At 39.1% G+C, this 22,031-nt stretch carries 17 protein-coding genes; 12 read left to right on the top strand and 5 right to left on the bottom strand.

Annotated elements, in window-relative coordinates:
• On the bottom strand, positions 1-1,920 hold the full coding sequence (locus AC0VX7_RS21740; protein WP_475425873.1) for a cell wall-binding repeat-containing protein: 1,920 nt from the start codon (positions 1,918-1,920) through the stop codon (positions 1-3).
• A gap of 199 nt (positions 1,921-2,119) precedes the next feature.
• Between AC0VX7_RS21740 and AC0VX7_RS21735 the strand changes: the two genes are divergently transcribed.
• The 8 genes from AC0VX7_RS21735 to tuaB all read left to right on the top strand — a co-directional run bounded on the left by AC0VX7_RS21735 (position 2,120) and on the right by tuaB (position 13,964).
• Entirely contained in the window at positions 2,120-3,442 is a 1,323-nt protein-coding gene (locus AC0VX7_RS21735; RefSeq protein WP_475425872.1) for a cell wall-binding repeat-containing protein, read from the top strand.
• A gap of 215 nt (positions 3,443-3,657) precedes the next feature.
• Positions 3,658-5,742 carry an N-acetylmuramoyl-L-alanine amidase gene (locus AC0VX7_RS21730; protein WP_475425871.1) on the top strand — a complete coding sequence of 695 codons (2,085 nt, stop codon included), beginning with the start codon at positions 3,658-3,660 and terminating at the stop codon, positions 5,740-5,742.
• 41 nt (positions 5,743-5,783) lie between these two features.
• Positions 5,784-6,476, top strand: a complete 693-nt coding sequence (locus AC0VX7_RS21725; RefSeq protein ID WP_475425870.1) for a hypothetical protein — start codon at positions 5,784-5,786, stop codon at positions 6,474-6,476.
• Positions 6,477-6,501: 25 nt separating this feature from the next.
• The gene (locus AC0VX7_RS21720; RefSeq protein WP_475425869.1) at positions 6,502-8,757 is read left to right on the top strand and encodes a SpoIID/LytB domain-containing protein; all 2,256 of its coding nucleotides are present in this window, start codon (positions 6,502-6,504) and stop codon (positions 8,755-8,757) included.
• 185 nt (positions 8,758-8,942) lie between these two features.
• Positions 8,943-9,815, top strand: a complete 873-nt coding sequence (galU, locus tag AC0VX7_RS21715; RefSeq protein WP_475425868.1) for a UTP--glucose-1-phosphate uridylyltransferase GalU — start codon at positions 8,943-8,945, stop codon at positions 9,813-9,815.
• 15 nt (positions 9,816-9,830) lie between these two features.
• Complete coding sequence (locus AC0VX7_RS21710) at positions 9,831-11,144, top strand: UDP-glucose dehydrogenase family protein (RefSeq protein WP_475428219.1); 1,314 nt, start codon at positions 9,831-9,833, stop codon at positions 11,142-11,144.
• 100 nt (positions 11,145-11,244) lie between these two features.
• The gene (locus AC0VX7_RS21705) at positions 11,245-12,384 is read left to right on the top strand and encodes a glycosyltransferase family 2 protein (protein WP_475425867.1); all 1,140 of its coding nucleotides are present in this window, start codon (positions 11,245-11,247) and stop codon (positions 12,382-12,384) included.
• Positions 12,385-12,497: 113 nt separating this feature from the next.
• Positions 12,498-13,964 carry a teichuronic acid biosynthesis protein TuaB gene (tuaB, locus tag AC0VX7_RS21700; RefSeq protein WP_475425866.1) on the top strand — a complete coding sequence of 489 codons (1,467 nt, stop codon included), beginning with the start codon at positions 12,498-12,500 and terminating at the stop codon, positions 13,962-13,964.
• Between the two features lie 45 nt (positions 13,965-14,009).
• Here the strand turns inward: tuaB and AC0VX7_RS21695 are convergent, their stop codons facing one another.
• The 4 genes from AC0VX7_RS21695 to AC0VX7_RS21680 all read right to left on the bottom strand — a co-directional run bounded on the left by AC0VX7_RS21695 (position 14,010) and on the right by AC0VX7_RS21680 (position 18,029).
• Positions 14,010-15,089, bottom strand: coding sequence for a glycosyltransferase family 4 protein (locus AC0VX7_RS21695; RefSeq protein WP_475425865.1), 1,080 nt, complete (start codon positions 15,087-15,089; stop codon positions 14,010-14,012).
• A 58-nt stretch (positions 15,090-15,147) separates the two neighbouring features.
• Positions 15,148-16,308, bottom strand: coding sequence for a glycosyltransferase (locus AC0VX7_RS21690; RefSeq protein WP_475425864.1), 1,161 nt, complete (start codon positions 16,306-16,308; stop codon positions 15,148-15,150).
• Between the two features lie 24 nt (positions 16,309-16,332).
• Positions 16,333-17,301 (bottom strand): LCP family protein, encoded by a 969-nt coding sequence (locus tag AC0VX7_RS21685; RefSeq protein WP_475425863.1) that lies wholly within the window; start codon positions 17,299-17,301, stop codon positions 16,333-16,335.
• Between the two features lie 89 nt (positions 17,302-17,390).
• A complete protein-coding gene (locus AC0VX7_RS21680) occupies positions 17,391-18,029 on the bottom strand; it encodes a YigZ family protein (protein ID WP_475425862.1) in 639 nt (212 codons plus the stop codon).
• A gap of 407 nt (positions 18,030-18,436) precedes the next feature.
• Here AC0VX7_RS21680 and AC0VX7_RS21675 point away from each other — a divergent pair, with 407 nt between their 5' ends.
• From AC0VX7_RS21675 to AC0VX7_RS21660, 4 genes are all read left to right on the top strand, one after another.
• Complete coding sequence (locus tag AC0VX7_RS21675) at positions 18,437-19,579, top strand: sensor histidine kinase (protein ID WP_475425861.1); 1,143 nt, start codon at positions 18,437-18,439, stop codon at positions 19,577-19,579.
• 56 nt (positions 19,580-19,635) lie between these two features.
• Complete coding sequence (locus tag AC0VX7_RS21670) at positions 19,636-20,319, top strand: response regulator (protein ID WP_475425860.1); 684 nt, start codon at positions 19,636-19,638, stop codon at positions 20,317-20,319.
• Between the two features lie 150 nt (positions 20,320-20,469).
• A complete protein-coding gene (gene sda / locus AC0VX7_RS21665) occupies positions 20,470-20,631 on the top strand; it encodes a sporulation histidine kinase inhibitor Sda (RefSeq protein WP_475425859.1) in 162 nt (53 codons plus the stop codon).
• A 503-nt stretch (positions 20,632-21,134) separates the two neighbouring features.
• On the top strand, positions 21,135-21,974 hold the full coding sequence (locus tag AC0VX7_RS21660; protein WP_475425858.1) for a DegV family protein: 840 nt from the start codon (positions 21,135-21,137) through the stop codon (positions 21,972-21,974).
• Positions 21,975-22,031 lie beyond the last annotated feature (57 nt).

Below are 22,031 nucleotides of genomic sequence, written 5' to 3'. Positions count from 1 at the left end.
TTATTTTAAATACTCATTTAGATTATAAATAACAGAATCATTCACTACTGCACTTCCGCCGAACACTGTGAAGTTGTTGATTGGATAGTTTTCAAAAGCCCTCCCGGTTTCGGACGGAACTTTATCCGGTCCTACTAACAGCAGAGGCGAACCTTGCTTGGCCGCGAGCACTGATCCTGTTAAAGCATCAGCAAACCCAAATCCGTTTGCAACATATACATTTTCCGTATTTAACTTTAGCGTGGAGACGATTTTTGCTGCGGTATCGAAACGGTTATTCCCGCCAATTCTGACAGGACTGTACCTGTTGAGCTCCGAAAACACATCCTTCCCGATAACGGATTCTCCGCCAATCACCAAAGTCTCTGTCTTCCCCTCTAATCCTTTTTTAGTATAGAAGGGCAGACTTTCCTTTTCTGTCAGCAGAATAGGGTAGCCTTTTTGAGCGGCATAGGATGCGATTGATAGCGCATCTGGAAAGTTATGTGCAAATGCTATGATCGCTTTTTCGGGATTGCCTGTAATTTTTTCAGAGATTTTATATGCCGTTTCAAAACGGCTGTTACCGGCTATACGTTCAACACTTTCAACCACTTCTTTGAGCGATTGCTCTACCTGAGGAGAGATTGCCCCAGATCCTCCAAGGATTACTACTTTTTTTGCCCCCAGCCTCACAATCTCTTCTTTTGTAATTGGAGTTAACTTTTCTTTCTCGGTTAAAAGAATAGGCGACCCCATCTTGTATGCAAGTGGTACTCCTGCTAATGCATCCGGAAATGAATCGCCTTTAGCGATAAACACCGTATTAGCCTGGGACCATCCTGAACGGGATATTTCGACTGCTGTATGATATCTGCTATTTCCTGCTATTCTATTTTCGTCAAAAGTAAGGTATGAAATCTCATCGTACTGAACTTCAACTCCTCGAGATTCCAGAAGATTAATAGTATCGAGGGCATCAGGGAACAGTGGATTTCCCTTCAGATTTACTGATCCGTGCTGTATGTTCCTTAATGCTCTTATATCTGTAATCTTATTATTGCTTAAGTCTATGTATCCTCCGGTTACATTAGATAGTGCGTTAATATCGATAATTCTATTGTTCATCAAATTTAAATAATGAACATCCTCTGGGTTCAAATTTAATCCATTCAAAGATGAAATTAAATTATTGCTCGCTTCTATATCGGTTAACTGGTTTAACTGTGCAAGTGATGAAAGGCTTGAAACCTTATTATTGTTAATGTTCAACTTTCTTAAGTTCGTTAGTCCTGATAAAGGTGCAAGACTTCCGATTGTGTTATTTTCGGCCTCGAGTGTCGACAATTTACTAATAGATTCGAGACCCTTTAGGGAGTTTACTAGATTATTGCTAATATCCACAGAAAAGCTGTTGTTTATTTCTGTAATTTCCACATTTGAAAGGGAAAGAATGCTTTGTATTTTGTTGTTGCTCAAGTTAAGATTGCACGATTGACAATTAAACCTCATGCTTTGAAGAGGTGAAATATCATTAATTTGATTTTGGTTAAGTCTTAAATCTTGGATATTCTTCAAGTTGCCCAGTGATCTTAAATCCTGTATGGAATTACGGGATAGATCTAGAATTTCTATCTGATTGAGATTGCTAATAGGGGCAAGGTCCGTTATGAAATTATCTGAGAGATATAGTTCAGTGGCCGTTAACAGATTTTCAAGCCCGGCGATATTGGAAACCCCCATCCAGCTGGCATCGAGGTCTGTCAGCTTACCAATCCAATCGGCTGTAATATCAGCGTTGCGTCCATTTATTTCAGCAAGAGTCAATCTTAAATTTGGGTCGGGAATTAGGAATTCCTCGGCTAAAGCAAATCTATCATTATCTGAATATGTAGCGAATACTAATGGCAAAAGTAACAGAATTAGCGAAAATTTTTTCATAGCTTATGTTTCACCTTTCGACTGAATTTCCTTGGCAAGTATACTACTATTTAACATTTAATGAAATGATTTATAATATTTTGCTAATAATTAACAAATAAAAAGAGGTTTAATGTCGTAAATGTAATATTTTTGTAAAATTGTAGGAAGGGTATAAATGATAGAATGGACGAAAGAAACATCGAAGGGAGTCCCACTAATGACTTTAAAATTTATGCGTAAGGGCTTACAATTAGGGTTTTTGACCTTTCTTGTTACACTAGGATTTGTGTTTTTGGATACTGACCGTGGACATGCTGTCGAAATAGATAGGATTTATGGACAAAACAGATATGAAACTTCTATACATATATCACAGAAAGGCTGGCCTGAAGGAGCAGAGACAGTCATTTTTGCTGTAGGAAATAACTTTCCGGATGCTCTTGCAGGAGTTCCGCTTGCACATAAGTTAAACGCTCCGATGTTGCTGACGGATAAAGATTACTTGCCTGTCAGTGTAAAAAAAGAAATTGGGCGATTAAACGCTAAGAAGGCAATTTTACTTGGTGGATCCCAGGTCATTTCTTCCAAGGTTGAGGCAGAACTTGATGCTCTTGGACTTTCAGTCATTCGTTATGCGGGGAAAAATCGCTTCGAAACAGCTGCTCAAATAGCTAAGGAAGTAGGCAATGGAAAGGCTGTAATAGCAAATGGATATTCTTTTCCTGATAGCCTTGCGATTGCTTCCTATGCAGCAAATAATCAAATCCCGATTTTGTTAACGAATAAAGATAATTTGCCAGAAGAAACAAAAGAAGTAATAGGAAACTTTAAGGATACGCTGGTTATTGGCGGAAGTGCGGTAGTGCAGGACAAAGTCCTTGGAGATTTGCCGAACCCTGAAAGAATTTCCGGCGCAGACCGATATGATACTGCTGCGAAAATTGTTGAATCTTTATTTGAACCGACTTTAGAGAAATCATTCATGGCAACAGGCGAAAGCTTTGCTGATGCTTTGACAGGATCTGTGTTGGCCGCTAAATATAATCGGCCAATGATTCTGACGCGTTCATCTAATTTATCTTCTTCAGCGTATGACCTGATACAAAAGAAAAATGTTCAAAGGCTTACGGTAATTGGAGGAGCAGGTGTGGTATCTGATGCCGCACTTAGTAAATTGAATTTAAATGTTGATGAAATAATAGAAACAGCAAAATCCCTACAAGGCATCAAATATGTCTGGGGTGGAACAACGACTCAGGGGTTTGATTGCAGTGGATATCTGAATTATGTTTATGACGCACATGGTATCAATCTTCCTCGGACTACTGCCGATATTTGGAATAACGGTATAAAAGTGGACAAACCGGAAGTGGGAGATATTGTCTTTTTCGAAACCTATCAGCCTGGACCTTCGCATGCTGGGATTTATATCGGGAATAATTCTTTCATTCATGCGAGTTCATCCTACGGTGTAACGATCACAAGTTTGGACAATGTTTACTTCAAACCTAGATACCTCGGTGCAAAAAGAGTGTTTTAATAGTTTAAAGGTTAAAGCTAATCTAGCTTTAACCTTTTTTTGTGGAAAAATGGAATCAACTATGTCAAATAATTTGCATCCAATTTTACCTATTGGATAAAAGTACCAACACCTAATTTGGACTATTTTCCAATTTTTTATTTTTTATAGCTAAATAGATTGCTATAATACTACACAGATACAGAAAATTTGACAATATTCTAGGGAGGGCAACAATGAGGATCAAACTGTATGGATTTATGGCTGCGTTAATAGGTATTTTTCTATTTGCAGCACCGTCTTTCGCTGGTGCGGAGAAGGTAGTGGTAATTGACCCGGGACACGGAGGGAGATTTTCAGGTACTTGTGGACTTACTGGAAGTAGTACAGGGATCTGTGAAGAAACTAATAATCTTAACGTGGCATTGAAGTTGAAGTCTTTATTGGAGAGCCGTGGAATCACAGTGAAAATGACGCGCTCCGATGACAGACACTTTTCGACATATTTAAGTGGGGAAGGCGGAGACCTGGATAAAAGAACTCAGGTAGCCAATGGCTTTGCAACGAATAATAATGATAACACTGTTTTTATTTCCATTCATCATAATGCACACCCACGAGATCCTTACGTAAAAGGAATCGAAACATATTATTATGATGGAGTGAATCATTACCAGTCTGAATACCCACATGACCCACTTCAGATTAAATACCTGGCAGACAACAAACGCCTAGCTGAGAAAATACATTCTAAACTAATACCTAGTCTAGGGACCCTTGATAGAGGAGTTCGTAACAATCAAAGCTTTTATGTCATCAGAAATGCGAAGATGCCGGCTGTATTACTTGAACTTGGGTTTATGACGAATAGAGAAGAAGAAGGCCGGATTAAGACTAGCAGCTATCAGTGGGCGGCAGCAAAAGCTGTAGCTGAGGGTGTAGAAAACTATTATAAGGTCTTTGAAGTGTTCGATGAAAATAATAAGCGACTTGCAACTTTTACAACATTAGAAGAAGCTAAAACCTATGTATCAAAGCAAACAAAGTTGGCGAAAGTTTTTGACAAAACTCAACAAAAGTTTGTTTTTGAAAATGGTAAATTTATCGTCGTTCACAAAGAAAATGGCTATCTAAAAGAATTCTACTCTATTGATGAAGCAATTAAATTTGCCAGCAATAATGGAGAAACAAGAATTTATGATAAGTACAACAGATGGACTGTTTGGTCCAACTACCTAACGAAAAAGTATGCTGTCAAACAAAGTGAAACTGTAAAGGAAGTGTTGTTTGACTACTCCCAAGCAGTCGAAAAAGCAAGCAAACTGGAAAATAGCTATATTGTCCGCAATGACACTGGAGAGGTTATCTGGTCAAAATCTGATGCTGTTAAAGTAGAGCGATCTGCATCTCCTACATATATAGCCGGATCTGGAAGAATTCAAACATCAATTGAAATTTCCAAGAAAATGTACCCTAATGGATTTGCTGCGGATAAGGCAGAAAAGACTGTCCTTCTTACAACAGGTGCTGATCCTGCAGATGCATTATCTGCTGGTCCGCTATCCGGTTTGTATGGAAAAGCACCAATCATACTGTCAGAAGCTGATGTTCTTGTTGAAAGTGTAAAGACAGAGTTAAAACGATTAAAAGCCTCCAAGGTTGTCATCATTGGTGGTCCAGCCGCGATAGATACTGTTGTTGAAAATCAAATTAAAAGCCTTGGTATTCAGGTTGATAGAATCAATGGAAGCAACCGTTATGATACCAACAGGAAGATCCTGTCCAAACTTGGCAATGTAAATGGCTATTTTGTTGCATCAGGCAAGCAATATGCAGATGCATTAGCAGTTGCGCCGATTGCAGCATCACAAAATTGGGGCATTGTTCTGACTGATTTGGATAAGGTGTCAGATGTGTCACTTAATGTAATGGCAGGAAAACCAGTAAGAATTGTTGGAGGAGACAAAGTTGTTAGTTCTGCAGTTGAAGCTAAGATTAAAGAGAAGACTAGCAATTTAGTCCGTCTTGCTGGTTCTAATCGATACGATACATTAGCTAAAGTATTGTGGGCATTTGGCGACAAGCTTGAGTCTCAAACTGTTTTACTAACGACAGGTGAGAATTTTCCAGATGCTCTTGCAGCTGCACCTCTTGCTGTAAACAATCCAGCTCCACTGATACTTATCAATGGATCAGTAAAGGTTAATCTCGAATCTTTCTTGCTTGAGCATGGTGAAAACCAATCTATTAAAGAAGTATTGATCATCGGTGGAACTTTAAGTAAGGATGCCGTTACGGAAGTGACTAATAAAGTTAAATAAGACTCGGTTCTGCCGAGTCTTTCATTTTATGGAGGAAGTTTATGTTTAAGAGATTACTAATTCCTTTCTTTTTAATACTCTCATTACTTTTCGCTTGTTCGAATGAAGAAAGCAAGCCTAAACAAGATGATGAAAAAACAGAAGAACATGATCAAGGATTGTCTGAACAAAATGATGAAGCGTCTAAAGATGAAGGCCAAAATGCCGATAGTAATAAAGAAGAAAACGGTGATGATATATCCGAAGATAGTGGTTATGTGAAGTATAGGCCTAGTACTGGAGAAGTAAGGGAGTTTGTGGAAAAAGGTGCCGTGCTTTTTACAGAAGAAGTGGTTGATCAAAATGACCAGTACCTGCAAATGAAAGTTACTCTCGGCTCATCTGTTACTACAGAGGTTTATCTCTGGACCAAGGATCAGGTCGCTTTAGTCTACCAGAATACTAGTCTGGATGATCATAATGCTAGTATCCTTGACACATTTCAGTCGGAAGTGGGCCCAGAGGTATTGCTGGGTAGCGATAGTGACTGGGAATTGATAGCAAGAGAAACTACGGTCAAGATTGGGAATCAAGTTCTTCAAGATGTCTATGCCATTAAGCTAGTGACGGAAGAAGTAGTTGGGTCAGAAACGATTAAAACACGTTATTACGCACCTGAACATGGAATGGTAAGGGAAGAAGTTGAGGTTACTGGAGAAGGTGGCTATAAGTCGACTGTTGATCTGGTCATGTGAAAAACATTTACGGGGGAATATCTAAATGAAACAAATATACAAGCAATTGATTTTGCTTATAGCTGTCTTTTTGCTTGCAAGTACGTTTTCGGGTAAAAGCGCTTTAGCCAATTCAGAACCAATTGTGAAAGTTAAACTAGTAAACTATTTAGGGAACAAAACTAGTATTCCATTAAAAATAACTGGGGAATACTTGCTTGATGGAACATCTCTAACCTCTGGCAATCAATATTATGTAAAAAATGAAAATGGAAAGATAGCAATCTATCATGGTTCCAAGTTATTGAAAAGCTCGGACCTGCCATTGACGATTACTCCAAAAGAGTATGGGCAAACCAATTATGCCAATATAAATGGAAAAAACTATCTTGGTACTATGAGGTTTACTAAGGATGGGAGTTATGTTCGTCCTGTAAACGAACTTCCGATGGAGGATTATTTAAAAGGTGTTGTACCAGCTGAAATGCCTGCATCATGGTCGCTGGAAGCATTAAAGGCACAGACTATCGCAGCAAGAACTTATATAAAGGCAAGAATTTCTAAAGTAATTGATGATACGGTTTCGTATCAAGCATATTCTGGCTATATGTGGAACAGCTCTTTATATGCTAAGACAAATCAAGCAGTTGAAGACACTAAGGGACAAGTTCTCACTCATAATGGCGGATTGATTTCAGCTGTTTATTCATCAAGCAATGGAGGACATACAGAATCCAATTCAAATTATTGGGGTTCTCCAAAGTTAGCTTATCTCCCAGCCAAGCCGGACCCATATGATCCTAAAATTGAATGGAACATTACATTGAATAAAGAGCAAATCAGTTTATCGAGCCTGGATTTGAGTCAGCCTCAATTGTGGTGGGGACAGGTAACAGAAAAAGCCAAAGATAAAGAATTGCAAAGTTTAAATTATATTAAAAGCTATATTCGCAATAACTATCACCGCAATTCGGAAATTAAAGTTGTTGGCATTCCAAAGGTGGGTGTCGGGAATGGATATACTTTATCCGACAGCGGCAGTACAACTGGAAAAAGAACAACGGGAACTTTACATGTAGAGTATATTGTGAAAGATTCTAATGGAGATTATGTAAGAGATCTTGCAGGCAACCTTCCTGATAATTATTCTACAACACTTGGAGGGCCTTCAAGGTATCATACTAGTGTTGATATTTCTGAAAAGGGATGGCCAAGTACTGCTTCTGCAGTGGTTCTGGGAAGAGGTGACATCCATGTGGATGCCATTACAGGAACGGTGCTTGCCAAAAAGCTAAATTCTCCTTTACTTTTGACAAAATCTGATGAAATCCCATCTGTAGTTCTAGAACGAATTAAGGAGCTGCAGCCAAGTACGGTTTACCTGCTTGGTGGAGAATCAGCAATCGATCGTTCTTCAGAAGATCAGCTAAAGACAATGGGTTACAACGTGCAGCGAATTAATGGAGCTTCTCGATACCATACTGCTTTGAAAATCGCAGATCAAATTGGAACATTCTCAGAAGTATTCATTACAAGTGGTGACCAAAATTCACCGGATGCTTTGTCTATTGCATCCTATGCAGCAAGCAAGCAAATTCCTATTATCCTTACTGCACAGGACAAGCTCCTCCAAAGCACGTTAGATACATTGAAAAAGCATCAAGTAAACAAAGTCACCATTATTGGCGGTGAGAGCGCGGTTTCAACAGGGATTGTAAATCAATTGAAGTCATCGGGAATTGGTGATGTCAGCCGAATAGAAGGACCATCACGCTACCATACAAGTATTGAAATTGCCAAAAAACTTTCATTTGATACAAATACCCTTTATTTTGCACAAGGTCAGACCTTCATCGATGCTCTTCCTGGTGCTGTATTAGCATCAAAATCCAATGCACCAGTCATCTTGACCGAAAAGGATTCGTTGTCATATGATGCGGAGAAGTGGATCAAGAGCCTGGGTATTAGACCGAGTGTTGTTTATTTAGGCAGTGAAGCGGCTATTTCTGAAACAGCAAGACAAGAAATTAAAAATGCTCTAATTGGGGATATCAAGGTCCATGTCTTGAAAAAAGACAATGTAGGCATTGGAGTCCTTAGGGCGATGATGGGTGGTACTTTATTTAAGAGCTACCATATTGACAATGTTAATGAAACATCAACACAGTTTGCTATAAACGGTAAAGGATTCGGTCATGGAGTCGGCATGAGCCAGTATGGAGCCAAGAAAATGGCGGAACTAGGAAAACCATACCAGGAAATACTAGGCCATTATTATCCGGGTTCAGTGATTACCAAATAACAAGATGAGAGAGACGGGGTATTCCCTCGTCTCTTTCATTTTTTTCAATTGTGTTAAATGTTTAGGTCACCAGCTTTTAAGGAATAACATTTATGGTATTCTAGTGTATAGTTATACCAAAAGCTTTTTTTTATGTGCTTATGATATAATACACATGTTAAAAAAGTTAATTGAGGAGTGTAAAAATGGTAAAAGTTAAAAAAGCAATCATCCCTGCGGCTGGCCTGGGAACAAGATTCTTACCTGCCACAAAAGCTCAGCCTAAAGAGATGCTTCCTATCGTTGACACACCTACTATTCAATATATTATTGAAGAAGCCGTTTCTTCTGGAATCGAAGATATTCTGATTGTAACAGGTCGAGGAAAAAGAGCGATAGAAGATCATTTTGATAAAGCAATGGAACTTGAAGAATCACTTGCAGCCAAAGGCAAGTATGAAGAGCTCGAGAAGATTAAACAAATCTCGAACTTGGCAGATATCCATTATATCCGCCAAAAAGAACCAATGGGACTAGGGCATGCTATTTGGTGTGCAAGGAAGTTCATCGGCAATGACCCGTTTGCTGTTATGTTGGGTGATGACATTGTGGTGTCTGAGACACCATGCCTCAAACAGCTTATCGATCAATTTGAAGAGAAAAATGCTTCCATCATTGGTGTACAAGAGGTCGAGGAGAATGACATTTCTAAGTATGGTGTTATTGACCCTATCTCCAATGAAACTGATGGTGATTTATATAAAATCAGGAACCTGGTTGAAAAGCCTGCAAAGGAAGAAGCTCCGTCTAACTTGGCGATTATGGGCCGATATGTGTTAACACCAGAAATATTGGATATCTTAGAAAATACAGAACCAGGCAGAGGAAATGAAATACAGCTTACTGATGCGCTTCAAGCGTTAACAGAAAAGCAAGATATGTATGGGTACTTATTTAGCGGCAGAAGATATGATATCGGCGATAAATATGGATTTGTACAAGCTACAGTAGAATTCGCCCTGATGAGGGACGATTTGAAGGATCCTTTAAAGAATTGGTTAAAAGAAATTATTAAGTAACAATAAAGGAGAAACATCATGAATGTATGTGTTGTAGGTACAGGCTATGTGGGATTGGTATCGGGAGTTTGTTTTAGTGATATTGGTAACAAAGTTACATGTATCGATTTAGATCATGCTAAAATTGATAAGCTAAAACAAGGGATTATTCCCATTTATGAACCAGGTCTATCAGATCTTGTCTTAAAGAATATAAATGAAAACCGACTTTCCTTTTCGACAGATTTGGCGGAAGGATTGAAAGATGCTGATGTTGTATTTATTGCTGTCGGTACTCCGCCAAAAGAGAATGGCGAGGCAGACTTGCAATATGTAGAAGCTGTTGCAAAGTCTATCGGTGAGCATCTGGATAGCTATAAAGTAATTGTTACCAAGAGTACGGTCCCAGTTGGAACCGGGAAGCGAGTTAAAGAAATTATCGCTGCTGTTTCGGGCCACACAAATTTCGATATTGCTTCGAATCCTGAATTCTTGCGTGAAGGTTCTGCGATCCATGATACGATGAACATGGAAAGAGCGGTCATCGGTGTTGAAAGCGAGAAGGCAGGCGAGGTACTAACGGAGCTTCATAAGCCATTTAATACCAATATTGTCTTAACAGACGTTGAGACTGCAGAAATGATCAAGTATGCTTCTAACGCATTTTTGGCTACTAAAATCAGCTTCATAAATGAAGTAGCGAATGTTTGTGAACTAGTTGGTGCTGATGTCACCAAGGTAGCGGAAGGTATGGGATTTGATAATCGGATCGGTAAAGCATTCTTGCAAGCCGGAATCGGTTATGGCGGTTCTTGCTTCCCTAAAGATACAAGTGCTCTTGTTCAGATTGCTGGCAAAGCAGGCTATGATTTCAAGATTGTACGAAATGTCGAGGAAGTCAACCAGAACCAGAGATTCAAGATCATCGATAAGCTAGAGACTGTATTTAACAATGATCTCTCTGGCCGTAAAATTGCTGTCCTCGGATTGGCCTTTAAACCAAATACAGATGACATGAGAGATGCTCCATCCATTGATTTGATTCCACTGCTGCAGGAAAAGGGAGCAGACGTTTTCGCATTTGATCCTGTAGCTTCTGAAAATGCTCAAAAGGTAATTCCAGGTTTGAATGCGGTGGAAGACCTGCAAAAAGCAGTTAATCATGCTGATGCGGTAGTCATTTTAACGGATTGGCCGGAATTCAAAGAGATGGATTTGGTCCAGCTAAAAGAAACAATTAACCAGCCAATCATCATTGACGGGCGGAATATGTTTGAACCTGAAACAATGAAGGAATTAGGTTACTATTACTCCTCTATTGGTCGCCCGCTAGTTGACGGCAGGGAATAATAAAATTCCGTTGGTAAATGGATAATAAATAATATTAGTAATGATAAACCTTGTCTGACAGGCAAGGTTTTCATCCTTTTTTACTGAAAGGAAGAAGATAATGATGGTATTGCAAGTCGCTTTTTGGTTTTTGATTTTTTTAATAGTATATATTTATTTTGGGTATCCGGTTTTGCTCAAAATTATTTCTTCGTTCAAAAAAGTTCCTTTAAACGAAGACCAGGCCTACAAGCCAAAAGTTACATTCTTTATCGCTGCATATAATGAAGAGAAAGTAATTGGGGAGAAACTCCAAAACGCAGCGGATTTAAACTATCCCAAGGAATTATTAGAAATAATTGTCGTATCTGATGACTCATCAGACAGGACAAATGAAATTGTCGAGGAATACTCAGCGAAGTATCCTTTTATCACCTTGAATGTTGTCAAGGGGCGTAAAGGAAAGACGGAGGCGCTTAATAAGTCTGTTCCTTTAGCAAAAGGGGATGTATTAGTCTTCTCGGATGCGAATTCAATGTATGAAAAGGATGCGCTGTTGTATCTGGTAAAGCATTTTAGCGAGCCATCTATTGGCGGTGTATGTGGTGAACTAAAACTTCTTAATTCTACAAATTCATCTATAGGTGAATCTGAAGGTGCTTATTGGAAGTATGAAAAACTCCTTAAAACGTTAGAAACCCAAACCGGGACAAGCATTGTCGCTAATGGTTCAATCTATGCGATCAGGAGAGAGTTATTTAAAGAGATGAACCCTAATGTTGGGGATGACATGCAAAATCCATTAATCATCATTAGCCAGGGAAAAAGATTCGTCTATGAGCCCAATGCTATTACAAAAGAAGAAACATCGACTAAAGAAAAAGAAGAATTCGGACGTAAAGTAAGGATTGTCACTAGAAGTTTTACTGGAATAATGGCCTATAAAAAAGTGCTTAATCCATTTAAAAACTTTGATTTCTTTTATAAGTATATGTCTCATAAATTCTTGAGATGGTTAGTGCCTTATTACATGATTGCCGTATTTATTATGAATCTTTTTTTACTTGAACATGAATTATACAAATGGGTCTTTGCTGCTCAGCTTCTTTTCTATGGATTGGCCGTACTAGGAATTTGGGTGAAACACAAGATCACCTATATTCCGTACTATTTCTGTTTAGTTAACTATGCTGCCTTGTTGGGTACAATGAGAGCTATGACCGGCAAGAGGCAAGCAACATGGAAACCTACTTCACGATAGGTACTGCCCCTCTAAAACAATGGATGCCGTTTTAGGGGGCTTTTCTGTTGTTTTTTATTGGGATGAATGGGAGACAACTGTCGTTAATTTCATATTGGACGGTGTAAATGACAATGAATAATGTAACAAAACTCTTTTTGGGTGGCATGAAATGGACTGGTCTATCTACGATCGTGGTTACAGTCGTCCAATTACTGCAATTTGCCTTGCTTGCGAGACTATTATCTAAAGAAGACTTTGGTTTGATGGGTATGATCATGGTCGTTATTGTTTTTTCGCAGGTTTTTACAGATATGGGGATCAGCAGCGCCATAGTCCATCGCCAGGATTTGAATAAAAAACACCTGTCCAGTCTTTACTGGCTGAATATATTGGCGGGAATAGCAGTCTTTGCAATATTACTGCTCATAATCCCTTATATTGCAGATTTTTATAATGAGCCCAAACTAAAAGAACTTTTATTTTATATAGCTTTTATCTTTTTGATCACGCCATTAGGACAGCAATTTCAATTTTTGATGCAAAAAGAACTTAAGTTCAACAGTCTAGCCAAAATTGAAATTGTATCGGTTTTACTTGGCAGTACTTCTGCCGTTCTCCTGGCGGTTCTTGACTATGGAGTTTGGTCATTGGTATGGGGGCAAATCATTACTAATTCGGTAAAGTCATTGCTGTTAATGATCTATGGTTGGAGGACATGGAGACCAGCTCTCAGGTTTAAAACAGAGGATTTAAAGGGATATATCAGCTTTGGTGCGTATCAAATGGGGTCACGCTCGGTTAACTATTTTGCCTCTAATATCGATTACATCCTTATCGGGAGATTTTTAGGGACAGAAGCACTTGGTATATACAGCTTGGCCTACCAGCTTATTGTCATACCAGTGACCAAAATTAATCCTGTTATTACGAAAGTAGCTTTCCCGGTCTTCTCATTAAACCAGAAAAATGACGAGGTCATAAATCAAGGTTTCATTCAAATGACCAAAATGCTGTCATTTGTGACGTTCCCAATATTAATCGGATTGATTGCCGTTTCTGATATTCTTGTCCCAGTAGTGTTTGGAGCTAAGTGGGTTGATGCTGTTCCAGTCATTCAAATTTTAGCTGTATTAGGCTTACTAAGGGTTCTAATGAATCCTAATGGGTCGGTATTGTTGGCAAAGGGAAGAGCTGACCTTGGTTTTATGTGGGACTTGGGTGTAGCGATCATTAATGGCCTTGCCATCTACATGGTCGTCAACCAGGGCGTTTTAGCGGTAGCAATCGCTTATGTAGCGGTAAGTTTCATTAATTTTATATTGGGCAGAAAACTCCTCCATTATGTAACGAAGCTAAAAGCAGGGGATTATTTCCGCTCATTGAAGGTCCCGTCCATTATCTCCATTTTGATGGCCGTAATTGTTTACCTGCTTGTGCTGTTATCAGTTCAAATTGGACTGCAGCCTAGTTGGATACTGCTGATTGTTTTAGTCCTGATAGGGGTCCTTGCTTACGTAATCCTGGCAGCACAATTTGATAAAAATCTTTTCAATAAAGTGTTGAGTACGGTATTAAAACGTAAAGCTAAAAACGCATAAACAAAAAAAAGAACCCTGTATCTGATTAAGGATACAGGGTTCTTTCTATTTATAGCTTTGGTTCATATTAGCTCGCATCTTCTTATAAGCATTTAACAATGGTTTATGGCTTCCGATCAGGCCAACCAGTTCTGCTATCACCTGAATCAGGAGCAATACTACTGTAATGACCGCAATCGATCCCCATAATGTTGATCTTGTGAAAATAATCGCCGCAAGTCCGAAAAAGGCGCTAATTGCATATATTGTTAATACAGTTTCCCGATGTGAAAATCCCATTGAAATCAGACAGTGGTGAAGGTGGGATTTATCCGGTGCTGAAATCTTTTGTTTGTTGAGTAATCGTCTGATTATCGCGAACAGTGTATCGAAAATTGGGACTGCAAGGATGATGATTGGAACGATCAAGCTAAAGATCGTAACACTTTTATATAGCCCCATCAATGAAATAATCGAGATACAATAACCCAGGAACAATGCTCCTGTGTCACCCATGAAAATTTTTGCTGGATGGAAGTTGAAGAACATGAAACCAATGGTACTTCCGATCAGGATGACAGTAAGAGAAACAACTATAAAGTGTCCATTTAATGCTGCCAGTGACATGATTGATGTCATGGCAATAACTGAAACGCCAGATGCGAGTCCATCAAGGCCATCAATCAAGTTGATTGCATTTGTAATCGCCACGATCCAGAAGACACCAATGATATAGCTGAATGGCCCCAGGTAAATCCTTTCATCCATGAATGGAAGCGTAATGAAATCGATATTAAAGTCAAATGCGACTACAATTGACGCAGCAACAATCTGGCCTAAAAACTTTACTTTTGCAGATAATGTATATTTATCGTCAAAAATACCAATAATTATTATCACTGCCCCTCCGAGGAGAACGGGCCAAAGCAGTGGAATCAATTTATTAAGATAGAGCAGTCCTGCTGTAGCGCCAATTAGAATTGATAAGCCGCCAATCCGGGGCATCAGTTCTTTATGCACTTTCCTGTGATCAGGTTTATCTACAAAGCCAAATTTCTTGGCAAATTTAATTGTAAATGGTGTTATTGCAATTGAAACAACAAGAGAAAGGACAAATGCTATAATATAATCAATTATTGTATACATAAATTCACCTCAAGACATGCATCTGTTGTTAGGATATCAAATCAATAGAAAAAAGCAATCAATTTTTTGTCGTATCTTGTTTAATTACTGATCTGTAGATATCCTCTAATTTGTGTGTCTGCCTTTCAATATCAAAGTTTTTTCTTGCATGGTCTATAGCCTTATGTGACATTTTTTCAATGAGAGCCGGGTTCTGTAATAAACTTAATAAAGAATCAGCAAGTTCTTTAACGTCTCTTTGGTTAACTAAAAGGCCTGTTTCGTTATTGATCACTGCTTCAGGAATCCCGCCGGTTTTAAAGCTAACAACCGGGAGTCCCATTGCATGTGCCTCTACAAAAACCATCCCTAAACCTTCTGAAGCGCCAGTATCAATTTCCACACTAGGCACTGAAAAAATCTTTGCACGATTCATTAGACGTATTACTTCTTCATAAGGTTTCACACCAAAAAAAGTTATTTTGCTGGAAATGGCTCTTGCCTTTTCTTCAAGTGCCTTTTTTTCAGGGCCATCGCCTACAATCCACAACTCTGTTTCAGGGGAATGGGCTGAAATCTCTTTGAATGCCTCTAATAAAAATTCGCATCCTTTATTTTCAATTAGCCTGCCTACAAATAATACAGCATTTTCTCGTTTAACGCTTTGAGAAATTTGGAGTTTTTGCAAATCCACTCCGATATAATGCGTAAAAATCCTCTCTTCGGGAAAACCTTTATCTATAAGTTTTTTTCTTATAAAAGATGATACAGCTACAAAGGATGCATTTGGGTCATTTTTTAGCAACTGCTGATTCTTTGCATACTGCCTTATATTGTAAGACTGTTTTAAAAGGTATTCGTCTTTAACTGTTACGTCATAACCATGGAAGGTAACCAATAGCGGTTTGTTATGGCGCTTTGCATATGGCTGGGCAATTAAGCCATCTGGTCCGAAATGCGCGTGAATCAAATCCGGATTGACATCCCTGATAAAACGGTTGAATTTTGGATTTGTTCCAAGCTTTTTCCATAGTATTTCGTCAGGATTGTTTCTGGAAGATATTTTTTGACTGTAGAGACATGTTTTCTCTTCAGGGAGATCAATGCCTCCTTCTACTTTTTTATATCCTAAAAAATAGGGGTTGAAACTTTGCAGAGACAAAGCTTGATTTATGACAAATGTTTCAGATCTTGGCAATAACGAATCACGATAAATAATAATATTATTTGGGTCCTTCAAAATTTTGACCCCCTCTAGGTTGTACTAATTAGTATGGTTAAGATGAGCTTGAAGTTGCTCCTTAATATTTTCCAACTCGATTTCATCTAGTTCGAAATAATAAACGTTATCATAGTAGGCGTCGGTTCCTTTAAGGGCCATTTTTTCAATGTTTGATGTATCGAACCCAATAAAGGCTTTTTGTACACCTAATGCTTCAGAAATCTTCAAGTTCGTTTCAATGTTATTGCCAACATGTTCAGCAATATCATCCAAACTTAGAAGGTTCTTCACAGATACCATTTCCTTTACAGATGCTTCAATGATTTCCTTCTGCCTGTCATTTCTTCCAAAGTCGCCTCTTGGATCCTGTTTTCTCATTCTTGCATACGCAAGAGCTTCATCACCGTTAAGGTGCATTGGGCCTTCATAGAAATAAAGCTTTTTACCGCCTACGTCACTTTTTTCCCAAAAATCAAACGGAACATTGACATCTACTCCGCCAATTTCGTCAATAATTTGTTTAAAACCTTTGAAATTAACCGTCGCATAATAGTCAATAGGTATATCCAACAGCGTTTCAACCGTATCAATTGTAGATTCTTTTCCACCATAGTTATAGGAGTGATTGATCTTATCCTGTGAACCCTTGTTTGGAACCATTACCAATGAATCCCGTGGGATGCTCAATAGTTTAATAGATTTATTTCCGGGATTAATAGTTGCTACAATTAATGAATCAGCACGACCGCCTTTTCCTCCGCTGGAATAAGTTTCAATTCCCATTAAAAGGACGGAAAAGGGATCTTCCATTACAGTGATTTCTTTGGCCCTGAGTTTTGATTTGCTGCCACGCTCCAGCTGGTTAAAGGATGAAGAGGCTGCATCATATGCTTTGTAAGCTACAAATCCGAAATATGATCCAATTATGATTAACATGCTAATAAACATTAGGACGATTTTCTTTAATATACTTCGTTTCTTTTTTCTCTTTTTTAGGGTAGAGCGATCCATACTCTTGTTTCCTCCCAGATTTTAAGTAAATGCTCAATAAGCAATTATATCGCCTTACTGAAAATAGAGCAATTCCATTTTAAGTAACTTTAGGATGTATATTCAGATTCAAGATATAAATTCTTGCCGGAATGGAAGGAAGCCTGTCCATTCGTTAAGTCCACCATCCACTGCGTAAAGTCGTCTGTCTTAGCTTCATCCACATACGTTTCAATTTTTACATTATCAAGATAGTGAATGTCTTTAATCTGATATTCTGAAGATCTTAATTCACTTTCGATTTTTCCCAGCCAGGTGTAATCTATGGTCGTATGGATTATTCTCATTAGTTTACGTTCAACTATGCCCGTTGCTGCCAGGCCCTCTGTGGTTGCCTTACCGTATGCCCTAATGAGTCCGCCGGCACCCAGTTTAATTCCTCCGAAGTAACGAGTTATGACAACTACAGTATCTTTTAGTTGTTTCTTTTTTAAAACCTCCAGGATCGGAACTCCTGCTGTACCGCTCGGTTCACCATCATCATTTGCTTTTTGGATTTGGTCGTGCTCTCCTATGATGTATGCTGAACAATTATGATTTGCATTCCAGTGTTTCTTTTTTATTGTTTGAATGAAATCCTGAGCTTCTTCCTCAGATTCCGCTCTCTGCACATATGCGATGAAACGTGATTTTTGTATCTCGATTTCATGTTCGCCGTACCCTTTGACTGTATAGTAACTCGGTAACAATTCTGTCTCTCCTCTCGGACGAAAAATTTCCCAACCTTATATATTGATTCTTCGACATGGTTTTTATGTTCGACATTGGTACTTAGTGCTACAATTCATTATAAGTTGACGGCAATCGGGGAACAATGATGTCTCATGATTGTAATATAACTTTAATACTGTAAATAGCTTTGGATGTTATAATAATTAGTGGTCTGACAGGTATAAAAATATTTTGGAAAAATGTTTTTATTTTTAAAAAAGAGTTTATCTCCTAAAATTATAGGATATTAGCCTTAGAATAGGAAATGCCTTCTGAGTCTTTATATCGATTTTTAGCAAAATTGGCATGATTTTCTTGTTGAAATTAGTAACGAGATAGTTTTCAAGTTAAAATATTTCTAGTGCCGCCCGTGGGGGAATTTTACATGGCGATAAAAAAATTCGACACAAAAGCCCTCGATCTAATTTTAGAAAAAATGATCGAAACCGTTGGAAACAGTAAAGACGAAATCTTCCGAATAGGTGAGCAATGCCGAACGGACTATGAGTCTATCACCGACGAATTAGAGGATATTAAGAGGAAGGTTGCGCAAATCATTAATGATGGCGACAAGTTGGATGCCCAGGTAAGGGCAGCCAGGGTACGGCTTTCCGAAGTAAGCAAGCACTTCAAGGATTATTCAGAAGCCCAGGTTCGCGAGGCGTATGAAGTGGCTCACAAGCTCCAAATGGATCTTACGATGAATAGGCAAACAGAAAAGCAGCTGCGTGAAAAGCGTGATGACCTTGAGCGAAGGCTTGTAGGGCTAAATGAAACAATTGAACGCGCCGAACATCTTGTATCGCAAATTTCAGTAGTGATGAACTATATGATGAGCGATATCCGCCAAATGGGTGAAGCGCTTGAGACAGCCAAGCAAAAGCAGGATTTCGGGCTGAAAATCATCGAAGCCCAGGAAGATGAGCGAAAAAGGCTGTCCCGTGAAATTCATGATGGCCCGGCCCAGATGATGGCGAACGTCATGATGCGCTCTGATTTAATTGAAAGGGTTTATAAGGAACGAGGAGCTGCCGAAGCAATCAGTGAAATTAAGAGTATGAAAAAGATGGTCCGATCAGCTCTCTATGAGGTAAGAAGAATCATATATGATTTGAGGCCAATGGCTCTTGACGATCTCGGTTTGGTTCCTACCCTCAAAAAGTATTTGCAGACAATCGAAGAGTATCATAGGACTACTAGAATTCAGTTTACTAATATCGGAGAGGATAAAAGGCTGCCATCCAACTATGAAGTTGCCTTGTTCCGGATCATCCAGGAGTCGGTACAGAATGCGCTGAAGCATGCGGACGCCATGACGGTACAGGTGAAGCTTGAAATTAAGAGGGACCATATTATGGCTGTAATTAAGGATGATGGCAAAGGCTTTGATATTAATGAAAGCAAACCAGAATCTTTCGGTCTTCTTGGAATTAGGGAAAGAGTCGAACTGCTGGAAGGTGAACTGACGATCCATTCAAAAATGGGCACTGGAACGCTGGTCATCATCCAAATACCGATGAATTTATAGAAATATAAAAAATAGATAGATAAAAAGAGATAGAAGCCGTAAGGGAGGCGAATGCTATGACAACAAAGATTGTCATTATAGACGACCATCAACTTTTCAGAGAAGGGGTAAAACGGATCCTTGATTTTGAACCATCATTCGAAGTAGTGGCAGAAGGTGATGATGGCAGTGAAGCTGTCTCGCTAGTAGAACAGCACCAACCAGACGTAGTCATCATGGACATCAATATGCCTAACACAAACGGTGTGGAAGCAACTTCTCAATTGATAGAACAGTATCCTGAATCGAAGGTCATTATCCTATCCATTCACGATGATGAAAACTATGTAACACACGCACTTAAAACAGGAGCAACAGGTTATCTATTGAAAGAAATGGATGCCGATGCACTGGTTGAAGCGGTTAAAGTCGTTGCAGATGGCGGATCTTACCTGCATCCACGAGTTACGCACAATCTGGTAAAAGAATACCGTCGATTATCTGCTGATGCAGACGGATCAGATAAGTACATATCCCCGGTTGAAATTCGCAGGCCGCTTCACTTGCTGACACGCCGTGAATGTGAAGTCCTTCAGCTTCTTGCAGATGGCAAGAGCAACAGAGGCATTGGAGAAGCGCTATTCATCAGTGAGAAGACGGTTAAGAACCATGTAAGCAACATCCTGCAAAAAATGAATGTAAACGACCGTACCCAGGCAGTAGTCGTAGCGATCAAGAACGGCTGGGTTGAAGTGAGATAATCTTATGGAAACCACATTTGTCGAATCGACAGATGTGGTTTTTTGTCGATTACTGTATGAATCTGTTGGAATAATACGACAGAAAATCCCCTAGACTTTTACAAAAACTTAATAATATCCGATATAATTAGGGAAACGAATAAAGAAAGGGTGGTCACAATTTCTTTACTTTGGGAACTCTCAGATGAAAAATTAATCGAAGCATACCAACAGGCTACTCTGTTGAATTTAGATGCAAACTTTATTGAAATGCTAATAGAAGAAATAGATACCAGAGGGCTTGAGAGTAAAATCCATTCTTATGTTTCTTAAATTTGACACGCTGCGCAATCGATTGCCAGCGTTTTTTTATTTTCCCCGGGGCCGATATATGGTGCTTGATCGGTAAAAGTTCACATAGGAAGGTTCCATAGGCCCGAAATGAGGTGTGGATTCCAAAAAGGTCCCATAGAAAAGTTCTAAAAGCCCAAAATGTGGTGTAGATCTATAAAAGGTCATATAGGAAAATTCTATAAGCCCAAATTGAGGTGTAGAACCGAAAAAGGTCGTATAGAAAAGTTCTATAAGCCCGAAATGAGGTGCAGAACTAAAAAAGGTCATAAAGAAAAGTCCTATAAGCCCGAAACACGGTGTAAATCCAAAAAAGGTCACATAGAAGCGAAATGAGACTTAGAAACCACCCTATCGAACCAGTTTACGCATTTCCAAAACTCTTTATCAAAATAGTTTTCCTGAAAGAATGCATTTTAGATGAAGTTCATATAAAATGGGGATTGTACAAATGTAGAGAAAAACATAAGGATGGTAATCTAACAATGAAAACGGCAGTTGTAACGGATAGTACTGCGTACATCCCGAAGGAATTGCGGGAGAAATGGAATATCCACATGATTCCGTTAAGCGTGATTTTTGATACTGAAACATATAGGGAAGAAATAGATATTACGGCAGAAGAGTTTTACGAGGAAGTAAAGCATCGCGAGCTTCCGACTACTTCCATGCCGCCGATCGGTGAGTTCGTAAAGCTTTTTGAAGGTTTGGCTAGCGATTACGACTCTGTTATCACCATTCATTTATCCAGTGGGATAAGCGGTACTTATCAGGGAGCGGTTTCTGCTGGTGAAATGGTGGAGGGTATAAAGGTGTTTTCCTTTGATTCGGAAGTCAGTGCGATGGTTCAGGGTTTTTATGCCCTGGAAGCTGCTGAAATGGCTGAACAAGGTAAGACGCCTGAAAAAATTATTGAGCGACTAAAGGAAGTAAAGAAGTCAGCTCGAGCTTATTTCATGGTTGACGATTTAAGCCACTTGCAGCGTGGGGGTCGATTGTCCAGTGCCCAAGCATTGATAGGCAGTCTATTGCAGGTTAAACCGTTGCTGCACTTTGTGGATAAGATGATTGTTCCGTTTGAAAAGGTTCGCACGAAGAAAAAAGCTTTGAATCGAGTCGTCGATTTACTTGCAGAAGATGCGGGCAAGGGCGGCGAATATCGTGCGGTCATCATTCATGCTAATCGCGAGAGTGAAGCGCTTGAATGGAAAAGTGAGCTTGAGGCTCAGTTTCCTAATGTTGAATTTATGTTTAGCTACTTCGGACCTGTTATTGGCACCCATTTAGGTGAAGGTGCTCTAGGTATGGGCTGGTACAAGAAGTAATTGCGGAGAGTTATTACATCAGAGGTTGACGTCATTCCGAGGCATATTTGGAATGGC

The sequence above is a fragment of the Mesobacillus sp. QJM3NY_10 genome (assembly GCF_056173465.1).
The sequence above is the reverse complement of the archived record's forward strand: the minus strand, read 5'-3'. Positions and strand labels throughout refer to the sequence as shown.

Excerpts from the sequence above, each read along its gene's own strand:
- AC0VX7_RS21705 (WP_475425867.1), top strand. The coding sequence starts at position 11,245 with ATGATGGTATTGCAAGTCGCTTTTTGGTTTTTGATTTTTTTAATAGTA.
- AC0VX7_RS21725 (WP_475425870.1), top strand. The coding sequence starts at position 5,784 with ATGTTTAAGAGATTACTAATTCCTTTCTTTTTAATACTCTCATTACTT.
- AC0VX7_RS21740 (WP_475425873.1), bottom strand. The coding sequence starts at position 1,920 with ATGAAAAAATTTTCGCTAATTCTGTTACTTTTGCCATTAGTATTCGCT.
- AC0VX7_RS21695 (WP_475425865.1), bottom strand. The coding sequence starts at position 15,089 with ATGTATACAATAATTGATTATATTATAGCATTTGTCCTTTCTCTTGTT.
- AC0VX7_RS21660 (WP_475425858.1), top strand. The coding sequence starts at position 21,135 with ATGAAAACGGCAGTTGTAACGGATAGTACTGCGTACATCCCGAAGGAA.
- AC0VX7_RS21685 (WP_475425863.1), bottom strand. The coding sequence starts at position 17,301 with ATGGATCGCTCTACCCTAAAAAAGAGAAAAAAGAAACGAAGTATATTA.
- AC0VX7_RS21675 (WP_475425861.1), top strand. The coding sequence starts at position 18,437 with ATGGCGATAAAAAAATTCGACACAAAAGCCCTCGATCTAATTTTAGAA.
- AC0VX7_RS21730 (WP_475425871.1), top strand. The coding sequence starts at position 3,658 with ATGAGGATCAAACTGTATGGATTTATGGCTGCGTTAATAGGTATTTTT.
- AC0VX7_RS21735 (WP_475425872.1), top strand. The coding sequence starts at position 2,120 with ATGACTTTAAAATTTATGCGTAAGGGCTTACAATTAGGGTTTTTGACC.
- tuaB (WP_475425866.1), top strand. The coding sequence starts at position 12,498 with ATGAATAATGTAACAAAACTCTTTTTGGGTGGCATGAAATGGACTGGT.
- AC0VX7_RS21670 (WP_475425860.1), top strand. The coding sequence starts at position 19,636 with ATGACAACAAAGATTGTCATTATAGACGACCATCAACTTTTCAGAGAA.
- galU (WP_475425868.1), top strand. The coding sequence starts at position 8,943 with ATGGTAAAAGTTAAAAAAGCAATCATCCCTGCGGCTGGCCTGGGAACA.
- AC0VX7_RS21720 (WP_475425869.1), top strand. The coding sequence starts at position 6,502 with ATGAAACAAATATACAAGCAATTGATTTTGCTTATAGCTGTCTTTTTG.